Raw genomic sequence first — 13,528 nt, 5'->3', positions numbered from 1 at the left:
CGGCTGGCGCGGGTGCCGCGAGCGCATCCGCGCCAGCCGCCGCCGCAGCCGCAGCCGCAGCCTCGACTTCCACCGCTTCCGGCGACAAGTTCAGCGTCCCGCCGACCGGCGACCTGCGCTACGACACGCTCGTCAACGGCGTGATGAACCAGACCGGCACGATTCACTGGACGAACGACGGCCAGCACTACGAGATGGTCGTCTCCATTCCTCTGCCGTTCGTCGGACCGTACGTGTATTCGAGCAAGGGCCATATCGATGCCTTTGGCATCGCGCCGGAAGAGTATTCGGAGAAACGCGGCCGCCGCGCCGCCGATGTCGCCGTGTTCAATCGCGAAATCAGGCAGATCGTCTACACGCGCACGCCGAATAGCCAGCCGCTCGCGGATGGCGCCCAGGATCGCTTCAGCGTGGTCATGCAACTGACGAGCCTCGTGCGCGGCGCGCCCGATGTCTACAAACCCGGCGTCACGCGGCAGTTCAGCGTCGCGGATAACGACAGCAGCGAAATCTGGCCGATGGAAACCGTCGGCGATGAAACGGTGCAGACGCGCGACGGTTTCGTCACCGCGCGGCACTTCACGCGCCTGCCGCGCCGCGAGGGCGACCGGCGCAAGCTCGACATCTGGCTGGCTCCGGCGCTCGGATGGCTGCCCGCGCGCATCCTCCAGACGGAGCCAAACGGCATGCAGATCGAAATGCTGTGGGCGGGCAAGCTGCAAGCGCCCACCTCTACGGCACCGAACGCGCCGAACGCGCAAAACGCGCCGGGCACGCCGGATGCGTCAGAGGAAACCGCACCCGCCGCCGACGATGCATCCGTCAGGCCGTAGCGGCGGCGCGTCCCGCGGTCTCACGGGACGCACGGAATTTCAAAGCGACCTCCACGGAGCGGATATGCAGGTGAACAACAAAGGCATCGAAACCCGATACGTTCTCGACAACGAAGGCGGCGGTCCCTGGCTGACCTTCATCCATCCACTCGCCGGCGATCTGTCCGCGTGGGACCAGATGGCCGGCTACTTCCGCAACGATTTCACCGTGCTGCGTTACGATCTGCGCGGCCACGGCCACACGGCCGTGTCGCCGGACGCGTTCAGCGTGGACGATCTCGCCGATGACCTGTCCGAGTTGCTCGACAAGCTCGGCGCGCCGAGCACGCATGTCGTCGGCTTGTCGCTGGGCGGCATGGTCGCGCAGAAGTTCGCCATCAACCATGCGGACAAAGTGGATTCGCTGACGGTCGTGGGCGCGCCCGCGTTCATTCGCGAGGAAGCGCGTTCGACGTTCTTGCAACGCGCGGCTTCCGTGCGTCAGAACGGCATTGAGAGTATCGTGGATTCGACGCTGGGACGCTGGTTCACCGAGGGGTTTCGTAAAGCGCATCCCGAAGTGATCGAGCAGATCGGCGAAACGATTGCGCGCACGCCTGCCGAAGGTTTCGCGATGGCGGCCGAAGCCCTCAGCCGTTTCGATGCGAAGAACCAACTGGCGTCGATTCAAAAGCGCACGCTCGTCGTGGCCGGCGAACACGACAATGGCACGCCGCATGCTGAATCCAAAGTGATCGCCGACACAGTGCCGGGCGCGCAGTTCGAACTTCTGGATGCGGCACACATGTCTCCGATCGAGGCGTCGCAACGCTTTTGCGCATTGCTCGATGCGTTCCTGCGTGAGGCCGCCTGACTACGTTTCACAGAAAAAAGCCTCGATAACACGGCATCACGTCGAGGCCACCCCTTGAATTCCCACCCAGTCGCTCCAACTACGATGCAGGTTGCGGGAGCAACAGGAATAAGGAGTGTCGCCATGCAAATGATCTACAACAGCCCTAACTATTGCGTCGTTGAATTTCCACCCCAGGCCAATCATCTCGCGATGATGTCGGGCGGGTACGAAATCGTCGACAAGAACACGCAACGGGAGATCTTCATCGACGGCGAGCTTGCGGCAAAATTCCGCGAGCATGTGCAAAAGCTGATCGAAGAAGAGCCTTCGCTCGAGGATGTCGATGAATTCCTCGGCCAGTTCGATATCTTGATGACCCAGCCCGTGGTGCTGCACTAACGCCACGTTTCGCGCGGGCGCTCCGAGTTTCAGGCCCGCGCCGCCATGCTCGCCGGCTCAATTGGCGAATGAGGCGAGCCACGCAATACGGCAAACGAGCGACACGCCAGAAAAGACCCCGCCGAAGCCTCGGCGGGGTTCTTTTTTTCGGCCGTCCGCTTCGCCACGAAGCAAACCGCGCCGGGAGCGACCGCATCGCGCTGCGGCTACAATGACGGACTATTTCCTCTCCGGTGCAGGGCCTGTCCGTCATGAACCAGAACGCCACTCCGAGTCTTCCGGTCCCCGCGCGCGATTACACGCGCGGCGCCGCGCTTCCCACGCTGTTGCAGCAGCGCATCCTGATTCTCGATGGCGCGATGGGCACCATGATCCAGCGTTACAAGCTGGACGAAGCCGCTTATCGCGGTGATCGCTTCAAGGATTATGGCCGCGATATCAAGGGCAACAACGAGTTGCTCTCCATCACGCAGCCGCAGATCATCCGCGAGATTCACGACCAATACCTCGCGGCGGGCGCGGACATCATCGAAACAAACACGTTCGGCGCCACGCGCGTCGCGCAGGCCGATTACGGCATGGAAGAGCTCGCCGCCGAGATGAACCTGGCGTCGGCGAAGCTCGCCCGCGAAGCGTGCGATGCCTTCTCGACGCCGGACAAGCCGCGCTTCGTCGCGGGCGCGATCGGCCCGACGCCGAAGACCGCGAGCATCTCGCCGGACGTGAACGATCCCGGCGCGCGCAACGTGAGCTTCGACGAGCTGCGCGACGCGTACTACGAGCAGGCCAAGGCCCTGCTCGACGCGGGCTGCGATCTCTTCCTCGTCGAAACCATTTTCGACACGCTGAATGCGAAGGCTGCGCTCTTTGCGCTCGACGAGCTTTTCGAGAATACGGGCGAACGTCTGCCGGTCATGATCTCCGGCACGGTCACGGACGCTTCGGGCCGCATTCTGTCGGGTCAGACCGTCGAGGCATTCTGGAACTCGCTGCGTCACGCGAAGCCGCTGATGTTCGGGCTCAACTGCGCGCTCGGCGCGGCGCTCATGCGCCCGTATATCGCCGAGTTGGCGAAGCTCTGCGATACCTATGTGTCGTGCTATCCGAACGCCGGCCTGCCGAATCCGATGAGCGACACCGGCTTCGACGAAACGCCCGACGTGACATCGGGGCTGCTTAAAGAATTTGCGCAAGCGGGACTCGTCAATCTCGCGGGCGGGTGCTGTGGAACGACGCCCGAGCACATCGCGGAGATCGCGAAGGCGCTCGCGCAGGTCAAGCCGCGCGCATTCCCTTCGCAATACCGCGACGCCGCCTAAGTACTGCCCGAATCGACCAAGAGAAACAGAAGAGAAGCGAACGACCATGACCGATCACACGATGCGTCTTTCCGGCCTCGAGCCGTTCAACGTCACCGAAGGCTCGCTCTTCATCAACGTCGGCGAACGCACGAACGTGACGGGCTCGAAGGCGTTCGCGCGCATGATCCTGAACGGCCAGTTCGACGAGGCGCTCGCCGTCGCGCGGCAACAGGTCGAAAACGGCGCGCAGGTCATCGACGTGAACATGGACGAAGCCATGCTCGATTCGAAGGCGGCGATGGTGCGCTTTCTGAATCTGATCGCGTCCGAGCCGGACATTGCGCGCGTGCCGATCATGATCGACTCCTCCAAGTTCGAAGTGATCGAAGCCGGACTCAAGTGCGTGCAGGGCAAGGCGATCGTCAATTCCATCTCGCTGAAGGAAGGCGAAGACGCGTTCCGTCACCATGCGAAGCTGATTCGCCGCTACGGCGCGGCCGCCGTCGTGATGGCGTTCGACGAGAAAGGCCAGGCCGACACCTTCGAGCGCAAAACGCAAATCTGCAAGCGTTCCTACGACATTCTCGTGAACGAAGTGGGCTTCGCGCCGGAAGACATCGTCTTCGATCCGAACATCTTCGCGATCGCAACGGGCATCGAAGAGCACAACAACTACGCGGTCGATTTCATCAACGCCACGCGCTGGATCAAAGAAAACCTGCCGCACGCGAAGGTGAGCGGCGGCGTGTCGAACGTGTCGTTCTCGTTTCGCGGCAACGATCCGGTGCGCGAAGCCATTCACACGGTGTTCCTCTACCACGCCATTCAGGCGGGCATGGACATGGGCATCGTGAACGCCGGGCAGCTCGGCGTCTATGCCGATCTCGATCCGGACCTGCGCGAGCGCGTCGAAGACGTCGTGCTCAATCGCCGTGAGGACGCCACCGACCGTCTGCTCGAAATCGCCGACAAGTTCAAGACCGGCGCGGCGAAGAAGGAAGAGAACCTCGAATGGCGCAATCAGCCGGTCGAGGCGCGGCTCTCACATGCGCTCGTGCACGGCATCACGACGTTCATCGTGGAAGACACCGAGGAAGTGCGCGCGAAGATCGAGCAGGCGGGCGGCCGGCCGATCAACGTGATCGAAGGACCGCTGATGGACGGCATGAATATCGTCGGCGACCTCTTCGGCGCGGGCAAGATGTTCCTGCCGCAAGTGGTGAAGTCGGCGCGCGTAATGAAGCAGGCGGTCGCGCATCTGATCCCGTTCATCGAAGAAGAGAAGAAGCGTCTCTCCGATGCCGGCGCGGACGTGCGGTCCAAGGGCAAGATCGTCATTGCCACCGTGAAGGGCGATGTGCACGACATCGGCAAGAACATCGTGTCGGTGGTGCTCCAGTGCAACAACTTCGAAGTGGTCAACATGGGCGTGATGGTGCCGTGCGCGACCATCCTGCAAAAGGCGAAGGAAGAAGGCGCGGATATCATCGGCCTGTCGGGGCTGATTACGCCGAGTCTCGAAGAAATGGCCTACGTCGCCTCCGAAATGCAGCGCGACGAATACTTCCGCGGCAAGCAGACGCCGCTATTGATCGGCGGCGCGACGACTTCGCGCGTGCATACCGCCGTGAAGATCGCGCCGAATTACGATGGTCCGGTCGTGTACGTGGCGGACGCGTCGCGTTCGGTGTCAGTGGCATCGAGCCTTCTGTCCGATGAAGGCGCGGCGAAGTTCCTCGGCGAACTGAAGACCGACTACGAACGCATTCGCACGCAGCATGCGAACAAGAAGGCTCAGCCGATGGTGACGTACGCCGAAGCGCGCGCCAACAAGACGAAGATCGACTGGAGCGCGTACCAGCCGAAGAAGCCGAGCTTCATCGGGCGGCGCGTGTTCCGCAACTACGACCTCGCGGACCTGGCTCAGTACATCGACTGGGGCCCGTTCTTCCAGACGTGGGATCTCGCGGGACCGTACCCGGCCATTCTGAACGACGAGATCGTCGGCGAATCGGCGCGGCGCGTGTTCTCGGACGGCAAATCGATGCTCTCGCGCATCATTCAGGGCCGCTGGCTCACGGCGAACGGCGTCATCACGCTCTTGCCCGCGAACACGGTGAATGACGACGACATCGAAATCTACACGGACGAGTCGCGCTCGAAAGTGGCGATGACGTGGCGCAATCTGCGACAGCAGAGCGTGCGGCCGGTGGTCGACGGCGTCATGCGGCCGAATCGTTCGCTGGCGGACTTTATCGCGCCGAAGGAATCGGGCGTGGCCGATTACATCGGTCTCTTCGCGGTGACGGCGGGCTTGGGCGTCGACAAGAAAGAGCAGCAGTTCGCCGCCGATCACGACGACTACAGCGCGATCATGCTCAAGGCGCTCGCCGACCGTTTCGCGGAAGCCTTCGCCGAGGCGCTGCATGCGCGCGTGCGCCGCGAACTGTGGGGCTACGCTGCCAACGAAACGCTCGACAACGAAGCCCTCATCGCGGAGAAGTACAGCGGCATTCGTCCCGCGCCCGGCTATCCGGCCTGCCCCGATCATCTCGTGAAGCGCGATATGTTCGAAGTGCTTCAGGCAGAGGAAATCGGCATGAACCTGACTGAATCGCTTGCGATGACGCCGGCCGCGAGCGTCTCGGGTTTCTATCTCGCGCATCCGGAAAGCACGTACTTCTCGGTCGGCAAGATCGGCGACGATCAGGTGCAGAGCTTCGCGCAACGCATGGCAATTTCATCGGCCGATGCCGAACGCGCGCTCGCGCCGCTGCGCTGATCGCGTAGCGAGCGTGGCGAACGTTGCGCAAAGACATATGCTGCGCGTGATACGCAAGAAAAGCGCCGCGTGATGGGCGGGAACTTTTTTTATTCCGTAGACTTGTCGCTGCGATGAACCGCCACGACGGCGGCCACGCACTTTTTAGCCACGGAGAAAGTCGCATGAAGAAGATGACGTCCGCCGTAAGCATCGCGATCGCCGCGGCAGTGCTCGCAGCGTCGAGTTCGGCTGCGTTCGCGCAGGCCAGCACCACGCAGGCATCGTCGTACTCGCCGCCGCAGGCCGAACACAAGAAGAAGCCGAAGACGCCTAAAAAGCCGAAGACTCCGAGCAACGGTCAGTCGCAGTAAGCGGCGCCGCCCGAGTGAGTCAGCAGGAAGACAACCCCGCATCGTCGCCGATGCGGGGTTTTTCGTTTGAGCCGCACGGTGCTCATGCGCCCGCTCATGCGCCCGCTCAGACGCCCCAGAGAATGTCCTTGTTCTCTTTCTGCGCGAGACGCAGCATGTCCAGGAACGGATACGCCCGTTGCGCGAGCCCGATGGGAATCTCGTGCGGATCGTGGCCTTGTTCGCCTTCGTGAAAATGGCCGTCGTGCTCGGCGCGCTCTTTCTTGTCGCTGACGATCGCCGCTTCGAGTTTCTGAATGGCGGCAGGCAGTTCGTCATGCGTGATGACGCCGCGTTCGGTCAGCTGCTTGCCGATGATCTCGAGCAGATACTCGGCGAGGTTGTCGAGCATCATGACATCCGGTGCAGCCATGGTTTTGAATGTGATCAGCATGGGACAGTCCTTTTCCTATTGTTGGATGACAGCCGGGGCGAATGCGAGCCGCGCCGGCGAGCCGATCTTTGCAGAACAACCACCCTGAATAGACAGTTTAGCACCTGCTAAAATCCCGGTTTCAGCCGTGGCCCCGCTCGAAGGCAGGCCGTGGCGAACGGCTCATCAGCCGCGTCAATCGGCGCTTTGCGTCGCCCGCACCTGTCGCGTGCCACTGCGCATTCGCTTCACCGGATCACATTCAGCATGCTGCCCGCACACAAAGAAACCCTGGAAACGCTCCTCTCCGACGCGGTCAAAGAGGTCGCGCAAGCCACGCAAGGCGCAACGGAAGCCGCTTTCGTCGCGCCCGCGATCGTGCTCGAACGGCCGAAGGTCGCGGCGCATGGCGACGTGGCATCGAACGTCGCGATGCAGCTCGCCAAGCCGCTGCGCGCGAACCCGCGTCAGCTCGCGCAGCAGATCGTCGATGCGGTGCTCGGCCATCCGGCCGCGAAGGGGCTCGTGGAGAGCGCGGAAGTCGCCGGTCCCGGCTTTATCAACTTGCGTCTCGCGGCGAAGGCAAAGCAAGACGTGATCCCGGCGGTGCTCGGCGAAGGCGCGGCGTACGGCCGTTCGTCGCGCGATGCGGGCAAGCGCGTGCTCGTCGAATTCGTGTCGGCGAATCCGACCGGTCCGCTGCACGTCGGCCACGGTCGTCAGGCCGCGCTCGGCGACGCGCTTTCGAACCTGCTCGCGACGCAAGGTTATGCGGTGCATCGCGAGTTCTACTACAACGACGCAGGCGTGCAGATCGGCAACCTCGCCATCTCGACGCAAGCGCGTGCGCGCGGCTTCAAGCCGGGCGACGCCGAGTGGCCGGAAGCCGCATACAACGGCGAGTACATCGCCGACATCGCGAGCGACTACATGGCAGGCGCAACCGTCGCGGCCAAGGACGGCGAGCCGGTCAAGGGCAAGGGCGACGTGGACGACCTCGAAGCCATCCGTCACTTCGCGGTGGCGTATCTGCGCCACGAACAGGACATGGACCTGACCGCGTTCGGCGTGAAGTTCGACCAGTTCTATCTCGAGTCGTCGCTGTACAAGGAAGGGCGCGTCGAAGAGACGGTGAAGGCGCTGATCGACGCCGGCAAGACCTACGAGCAGGACGGCGCGCTATGGCTGCGCACCACCGACGACGGTGACGACAAAGACCGCGTGATGAAGAAGTCCGACGGCACGTACACGTACTTCGTGCCGGATGTGGCGTATCACGTCACGAAGTGGCAGCGCGGATACACCAAGGTCATCAACGTGCAGGGCTCGGACCATCACGGCACCATCGCGCGCGTGCGGGCCGGGCTGCAAGGGCTTGGCATCGGCATTCCGAAGGGCTACCCGGACTACGTGCTGCACAAGATGGTCACGGTCATGCGCGACGGCCAGGAAGTGAAAATCTCGAAGCGCGCCGGCAGCTACGTGACGGTGCGCGATCTGATCGAATGGTCGGGCGGCATGACGCCGGGCAGCGAAGCCGCGCCCGATCAGCTCGACGAAGCGATGATTCGCCGCGGCCGCGACGCCGTGCGCTTCTTCCTGATCTCGCGCAAGGCCGACACGGAATTCGTGTTCGACATCGACCTCGCGCTCAAGCAGAACGACGAAAATCCGGTCTATTACGTGCAATACGCGCACGCGCGCATCTGCACTATTCTCAACGACTGGAAGGAACGCTACGGCGGCGACCTGGCGCAAGCGGCGAAGGCGGATCTCGAACCGCTGTCGAGCCCGCGCGCGATGGCGCTGCTCAATAAGCTCGCCGAGTTCCCCGACATGCTCGCGCACGCCGCCGACGAACTCGCGCCGCACGCGGTCGCGTTCTACCTGCGCGACCTCGCTGGTGAATTTCACTCGTTCTACAATGCGGAGCGCGTGCTCGTGGACGACGAAAAAGAGCGCACGGCGCGCATCGCGCTGCTGGCCGCCACGCGTCAGGTGCTCGAAAACGGACTGTCGACCATCGGCGTATCCGCCCCGCAGAAGATGTGAACGGCTGCGCGTTTTGTCGTGCGCGCGCCTGTAACTTTGTGAATCTTTCGGCGCTCGCGGACGGCAGCCTGGCGCGGGCGCGCGTTACGCGGCGGCTATAATCGTCGGCCAACTCGAAGACTTTTTGCAGGTGATTCATACGATGGCAAAACCAAGCCGCACGTCGAAGCAATCGCAGTCGAAGCAAACGGGGGGAACCTTTCTCGGCATCGTGCTCGGTCTGATCGTCGGACTCGCGATCGCCGTGATCGTCGCGCTGTACATCACGCGTGCGCCCACGCCATTCGTCGCCAAGGTCGCGCCGCCAGCGGAGTCGTCTTCAGCGCCCGCCGCGCAGCCGTACGACCCGAATCGCCCGCTTCAGGGCAAGTCGCCGGGACAAGCGGTGCCGCAAGCCGCCCAGCCCACGCCGCCGAACACGGCGCCCGGCCAGAGCACGAATCAGACGCAATCGTCGGGCGTGCTGGACGAGCCGCAGATCGTCGAAGTCCCGCCGAGCGGCGGCACGGCGTCCGCGCCGCGCACCGCGAGCCCGACCATCGCAAAGAAACCTGAAGCCGCGCCGGGATCGACCAGTTCGACGAGTTCGACCACCGCCGCGACGCCGCCGAAGAACGGTTCCGCGCCGCCCGCCACGGCCAAGACCACGCCGCCCGCGCCCGGCGACGTGAACACCGGCTATTTCCTGCAAGTCGGCGCTTACAAGACGCAGGCCGATGCCGAGCAGCAGCGTGCGCGTCTGGGCTTTCAGGGCTTCGAATCAAAGGTCACGCAGCGCGATGCAGGCGGTGTGACGTACTATCGCGTGCGTATCGGTCCGTTCGCCAAGTTCGAGGACATGAACACGGCGCGTCAGCGTCTGTCCGACGCAGGCGTCGATACCGCGGTCATTCGCTTTTCGAAGCAATGACGCGTGCAGGACGGCGCCCGCGTCTTCGGCCGGTATGAGCGCGGCGCGCCTTAAGTCAGGCTTAAGCGTCGTATGTCCCACTTGAGAGCCGCGCCGCATCCGCCATGTCAGCCTTCACGTCGCACCTTTGCACTTTCTTCGATCATGAAAAAACTCTTTAGCGCCTTCGCCCTTTCCCTCGGCATTGCCGCCGCGTCCATCAGCGTCGCGGGCACGGCATCGGCCGCTCCTGCTGCCGGCAAGGATTACACGGTGATGCAGGCGCCGCAGCCCATCGGCGCGCCGGCGGGCAAAGTCGAAGTCATCGAGTTCTTCTGGTACGGCTGCCCGCACTGCAACGAATTCGAGCCGTATATCGAGGCGTGGGAGAAGAAGCAGGGACCGGACGTCGTGTTCAAGCGCGTGCCGGTGGCGTTCCGCGACGACTTCATTCCGCATTCGAAGATGTATCACGCGCTGGTCGCGCTCGGCGTCGCGGAGAAGCTCACGCCCGTCGTGTTCAACGAAATCCACGTGAAGAAGAACTATCTGCTGACGCCGCAGGCGCAGGCCGACTTCCTCGCCACGCAAGGCATCGACAAGAAGAAGTACATGGACGCGTACAACTCGTTCTCGACGCAGAGCGACGTCCAGCGTGACGCCAAGCTGCTTCAGGACTACAAGATCGACGGCGTGCCGACGGTCGTGGTGCAGGGCAAGTACGTGACCGGCCCCGCGCAGACCAACAGTCTGCCCGGCACGACGCAGGTGATGGACTTCCTCGTCCAGCAAGTGCGCGACAAGAAGATGTAATTGCCTGACGCCGGTATGAACGCAGTTCCGTTGAAGGTCTTCATCACCGGCGCGTCGAGTGGAATCGGCCTGGCACTGGCCGAAGAATATGTGAAGCGCGGGGCCGTGCTCGGCCTCGTCGCCCGACGCGCCGAGTCTCTTGCGGCATTCGCCGCGCGCCATCCGAAGGCGTCGATTTCCATTTATCCCGCCGATGTGCGCGATCCCGACGCGCTCGCCGATGCCGCGCGCCGGTTCATCGCGGAGCACGGCGCGGCCGATATCGTGATTGCGAACGCGGGCATCAGTCAGGGCGCGCTCACGGGCCACGGCGAACTGGACACGTTCCGCGCCGTGATGGACGTGAATTACTTCGGCATGGTCGCGACGTTCGAGCCGTTCATCGCGTCGATGACGGCCGCGCGGCGCGGCACGCTGGTCGGCATTGCGAGCGTCGCGGGCGTGCGCGGGCTGCCGGGCTCGGGCGCGTACAGCGCGTCGAAATCGGCGGCGGCGAAGTATCTGGAAGCGCTGCGCGTGGAAATGCGGCCGCAGGGCGTCTCGGTCGTGACCATTGCGCCGGGCTACGTGCGCTCGGAAATGACCGCGCACAATCCGTATCGCATGCCGTTTCTGATGGATGCAGACCGCTTCGCCGCGAAAACCGCCGATGCCATCGCCCGCAAAACGCGCTACGCGACGTTTCCTTGGCAGATGCGCGTTGTCGGCATGTTGCTGCATGTGATGCCGCGCTGGCTCTACGATCCGCTCTTCGAGCGCGCGCCGCGCAAGCCTCGCCCTGCTTCCTCCGAGCAATAGACGAAAAAAATCCGGCCACATGGGCCGGATTTTTCATCATGCAAGCTTCGTCAGAAGGCCACGAACGGCGCGCTGCCGTAGCCGACGTACACATGGCGCCCGTAGAAGAACGGCACGCCGAAGTCGAACATGCCGGTCATGCCCAACTGGCCGCCCAGGCTATTGAACGCGAACTTTCCGGTACCCGATGTCAGCGTGCGCGCGCTCACGAGGCTGAACGGCACCGTCGCCGTATTGCCCTCGGTGCCGGAGACGGTCGCGGTGAGCGACTGCTGCGACGTGGGGCAATAGAACACGCTCGTGCTCGAACACAGCGGGAAGTTGTCCTGGAAGAAGTTGCCGTTCGATCCCGTGTCGAAGAACGTCTGGTAACTCGTGCCCTTATACGTGCCGCTGAGATCGCCGTACGCGTCCGTGCCGAGATGCGTCACGCCCGTGAGCGTGTTGTTGCTCTGCGTGCCGATGCCGAACACCAGCGTGCCGCTCGCGCTTGCCGCGCCGGTGACGGGAACCGGCGGCAACTGAACGATGACGCCGTTGTTGTCGACCGGAAACTTCTGCACGGGATTCGCCACTTGCTGCGCGACCGGAACTGCCGTGCCCGTGCAATTCGTGCCGTTGGTGCACGAAAAGTACATGCCGTTCAGCGGGGTCGTCGCGCAATTGCTGCCGCAATCCTGCGCCAGCGTGCCGATGCCGAGAATGCCGTTCGCGCCGATCTCACCGGCGGTGTTCTCGTCGTTGCCCGACGGACATCCGTTCATGCCGGTGGGCGCCGCCGACGCGTCCAGGTCGCCGATGATCTGCACCGGCAGCGCGCTCGCCACTTCCGAGCCGATGCGCACGTCCGCCTGACGCACGGTGCCCCACGTGTAGCCGTCCGCGAAACCGGCGCACTCGGCGAGTTGTCCGCCGTTGAGCGCCTTCGCCCCCGGCAGTGCGCCGATGACCGACTGAGCCGCGGAGCTCAGAATGCGCAGGCCGAAGGAAGCGGTGTCGATCTGAATGTTGTCGATGGTCTGGCAGGTGTTCGTGCCGGGCGCGCAGACCGTCACCGAGACATTCGGAATATTGACGAAGTTCGCGACGCCGCCGTTCACCGTGATGGGAACCGCGTTCGTGCCGTTCGGGGTGATCGGCTGGGCGTTGGCCGTGCTGGATGAACCGCCGGAACTGCCGCCGCCGGAACTGCCGCCGCTGGACGAACCGCCGCTGGAACCGGAATTGTTGTCGCTGCCGCCGCCGCATGCGGCGAGCGTAAGGGCGAGAAACAGCGCGCCGAGCCAGCGCGCCGCGTTGCCGGCGCGCCGGGAAGATGCCGCGCCGAGGCCGGGTGTCGTTGTGAACATTATCGGATTCTCCCGTCGCTTACTGGATGTCGCTGGCGGAAACGCCGGCGGGCAAAGACTGCGGCAGGTACGCGCTGCCCGAGAAAGCGCCCATGTGACCGCCCGAATGCACGACGAGACCCGAATCCTGCACGCTCACCTGACCGCGTCCGCCGCGCGCGGCGCGCTGCGCGAGCATGGCTTGCTGGTACTGCGGGAAATAGCTGCCGAGCAAGGTCGCGAGGTCCGGCACGCGCGGCCCGCGCCACGCGACGCCGAACACGGTGCCGTCGGACGATACATATTCGTTGATGACGGTGCCGCTCGCGAGCGTCGTCGAGCGGACGGTGTAGTTAGATGCCGCCGATGCGCCGGACGCGCCCGATGCCGGGGTTGCGGCATGCACGACCGCGTTCGCGGCGGTGGCGCCTTGCGGCGCGTTCAACGGCTCGCCGCCGAGCGCGGCGCGCGCCGGTGCGGCTGCGCAGACGGTCAATGCGCCTGCGAGGAAGGCTAACGATAGCCTGAGATGCCCATGACGGGGTTGCTTCGGTACCTTCACTGGGCCTCCTGTCGATTCCTGTGGATGGTTGCCTGGCAGGCCCGCGCGCCGTTTTACGGAGCCGCGGACCCCTGCGGATTCAAGCATCTTACGGATGCTATAGCCATCAGTATGCCAAATCCCGAAAAACGGCTGCGTCACGCGCATGCGACGCGCCGTTGGGGACGGATG

The 13,528-nt window shown here is 63.9% G+C and carries 12 protein-coding genes and 1 pseudogene; 10 read left to right on the top strand and 3 right to left on the bottom strand.

Annotated elements, in window-relative coordinates:
* From NCR37_RS00830 to NCR37_RS00805, 6 genes and pseudogenes are all read left to right on the top strand, one after another.
* The coding region (locus NCR37_RS00830) for a DUF3108 domain-containing protein (RefSeq protein WP_250471081.1) at positions 1-833 on the top strand (833 nt) is incomplete at its 5' end.
* A 64-nt stretch (positions 834-897) separates the two neighbouring features.
* Complete coding sequence (locus tag NCR37_RS00825) at positions 898-1,686, top strand: alpha/beta fold hydrolase (RefSeq protein ID WP_250471080.1); 789 nt, start codon at positions 898-900, stop codon at positions 1,684-1,686.
* A gap of 123 nt (positions 1,687-1,809) precedes the next feature.
* The gene (locus tag NCR37_RS00820; RefSeq protein ID WP_159837774.1) at positions 1,810-2,067 is read left to right on the top strand and encodes a BTH_I0359 family protein; all 258 of its coding nucleotides are present in this window, start codon (positions 1,810-1,812) and stop codon (positions 2,065-2,067) included.
* 251 nt (positions 2,068-2,318) lie between these two features.
* A complete protein-coding gene (locus NCR37_RS00815) occupies positions 2,319-3,386 on the top strand; it encodes a homocysteine S-methyltransferase family protein (protein ID WP_250471079.1) in 1,068 nt (355 codons plus the stop codon).
* A 34-nt stretch (positions 3,387-3,420) separates the two neighbouring features.
* Positions 3,421-6,150 (top strand): annotated as a pseudogene (metH, locus tag NCR37_RS00810) (methionine synthase); the annotation flags it as partial.
* A 164-nt stretch (positions 6,151-6,314) separates the two neighbouring features.
* The gene (locus NCR37_RS00805; protein WP_250471077.1) at positions 6,315-6,503 is read left to right on the top strand and encodes a hypothetical protein; all 189 of its coding nucleotides are present in this window, start codon (positions 6,315-6,317) and stop codon (positions 6,501-6,503) included.
* Between the two features lie 106 nt (positions 6,504-6,609).
* Here the strand turns inward: NCR37_RS00805 and NCR37_RS00800 are convergent, their stop codons facing one another.
* Entirely contained in the window at positions 6,610-6,936 is a 327-nt protein-coding gene (locus tag NCR37_RS00800) for a DUF1840 domain-containing protein (RefSeq protein WP_250471076.1), read from the bottom strand.
* A 246-nt stretch (positions 6,937-7,182) separates the two neighbouring features.
* Between NCR37_RS00800 and argS the strand changes: the two genes are divergently transcribed.
* The 4 genes from argS to NCR37_RS00780 all read left to right on the top strand — a co-directional run bounded on the left by argS (position 7,183) and on the right by NCR37_RS00780 (position 11,467).
* Positions 7,183-8,967, top strand: a complete 1,785-nt coding sequence (gene argS, locus NCR37_RS00795; protein ID WP_250471075.1) for an arginine--tRNA ligase — start codon at positions 7,183-7,185, stop codon at positions 8,965-8,967.
* Positions 8,968-9,109: 142 nt separating this feature from the next.
* Positions 9,110-9,877, top strand: a complete 768-nt coding sequence (locus NCR37_RS00790) for an SPOR domain-containing protein (RefSeq protein ID WP_206467385.1) — start codon at positions 9,110-9,112, stop codon at positions 9,875-9,877.
* 144 nt (positions 9,878-10,021) lie between these two features.
* The gene (locus tag NCR37_RS00785; RefSeq protein ID WP_250471074.1) at positions 10,022-10,669 is read left to right on the top strand and encodes a thiol:disulfide interchange protein DsbA/DsbL; all 648 of its coding nucleotides are present in this window, start codon (positions 10,022-10,024) and stop codon (positions 10,667-10,669) included.
* A 15-nt stretch (positions 10,670-10,684) separates the two neighbouring features.
* Positions 10,685-11,467 (top strand): SDR family oxidoreductase, encoded by a 783-nt coding sequence (locus NCR37_RS00780; protein ID WP_250471073.1) that lies wholly within the window; start codon positions 10,685-10,687, stop codon positions 11,465-11,467.
* Between the two features lie 50 nt (positions 11,468-11,517).
* Here NCR37_RS00780 and NCR37_RS00775 read toward each other — a convergent pair whose 3' ends face one another.
* Positions 11,518-12,816, bottom strand: a complete 1,299-nt coding sequence (locus NCR37_RS00775) for a DUF3443 domain-containing protein (protein WP_250471072.1) — start codon at positions 12,814-12,816, stop codon at positions 11,518-11,520.
* A gap of 19 nt (positions 12,817-12,835) precedes the next feature.
* On the bottom strand, positions 12,836-13,357 hold the full coding sequence (locus tag NCR37_RS00770) for a DUF2844 domain-containing protein (RefSeq protein WP_250471071.1): 522 nt from the start codon (positions 13,355-13,357) through the stop codon (positions 12,836-12,838).
* Positions 13,358-13,528 lie beyond the last annotated feature (171 nt).

This window comes from Caballeronia sp. GAFFF1, from assembly GCF_023630705.1.
Classification (GTDB): Bacteria; Pseudomonadota; Gammaproteobacteria; order Burkholderiales; family Burkholderiaceae; genus Caballeronia.
The sequence above is the reverse complement of the archived record's forward strand: the minus strand, read 5'-3'. Positions and strand labels throughout refer to the sequence as shown.

Bases quoted from the DNA above. Each gene is read 5' to 3' on its own strand.
- NCR37_RS00825 (WP_250471080.1), top strand. From the start codon at position 898: ATGCAGGTGAACAACAAAGGCATCGAAACCCGATACGTTCTCGACAAC.
- NCR37_RS00820 (WP_159837774.1), top strand. From the start codon at position 1,810: ATGCAAATGATCTACAACAGCCCTAACTATTGCGTCGTTGAATTTCCA.
- NCR37_RS00815 (WP_250471079.1), top strand. From the start codon at position 2,319: ATGAACCAGAACGCCACTCCGAGTCTTCCGGTCCCCGCGCGCGATTAC.
- NCR37_RS00805 (WP_250471077.1), top strand. From the start codon at position 6,315: ATGAAGAAGATGACGTCCGCCGTAAGCATCGCGATCGCCGCGGCAGTG.
- NCR37_RS00800 (WP_250471076.1), bottom strand. From the start codon at position 6,936: ATGCTGATCACATTCAAAACCATGGCTGCACCGGATGTCATGATGCTC.
- argS (WP_250471075.1), top strand. From the start codon at position 7,183: ATGCTGCCCGCACACAAAGAAACCCTGGAAACGCTCCTCTCCGACGCG.
- NCR37_RS00790 (WP_206467385.1), top strand. From the start codon at position 9,110: ATGGCAAAACCAAGCCGCACGTCGAAGCAATCGCAGTCGAAGCAAACG.
- NCR37_RS00785 (WP_250471074.1), top strand. From the start codon at position 10,022: ATGAAAAAACTCTTTAGCGCCTTCGCCCTTTCCCTCGGCATTGCCGCC.
- NCR37_RS00780 (WP_250471073.1), top strand. From the start codon at position 10,685: ATGAACGCAGTTCCGTTGAAGGTCTTCATCACCGGCGCGTCGAGTGGA.
- NCR37_RS00775 (WP_250471072.1), bottom strand. From the start codon at position 12,816: ATGTTCACAACGACACCCGGCCTCGGCGCGGCATCTTCCCGGCGCGCC.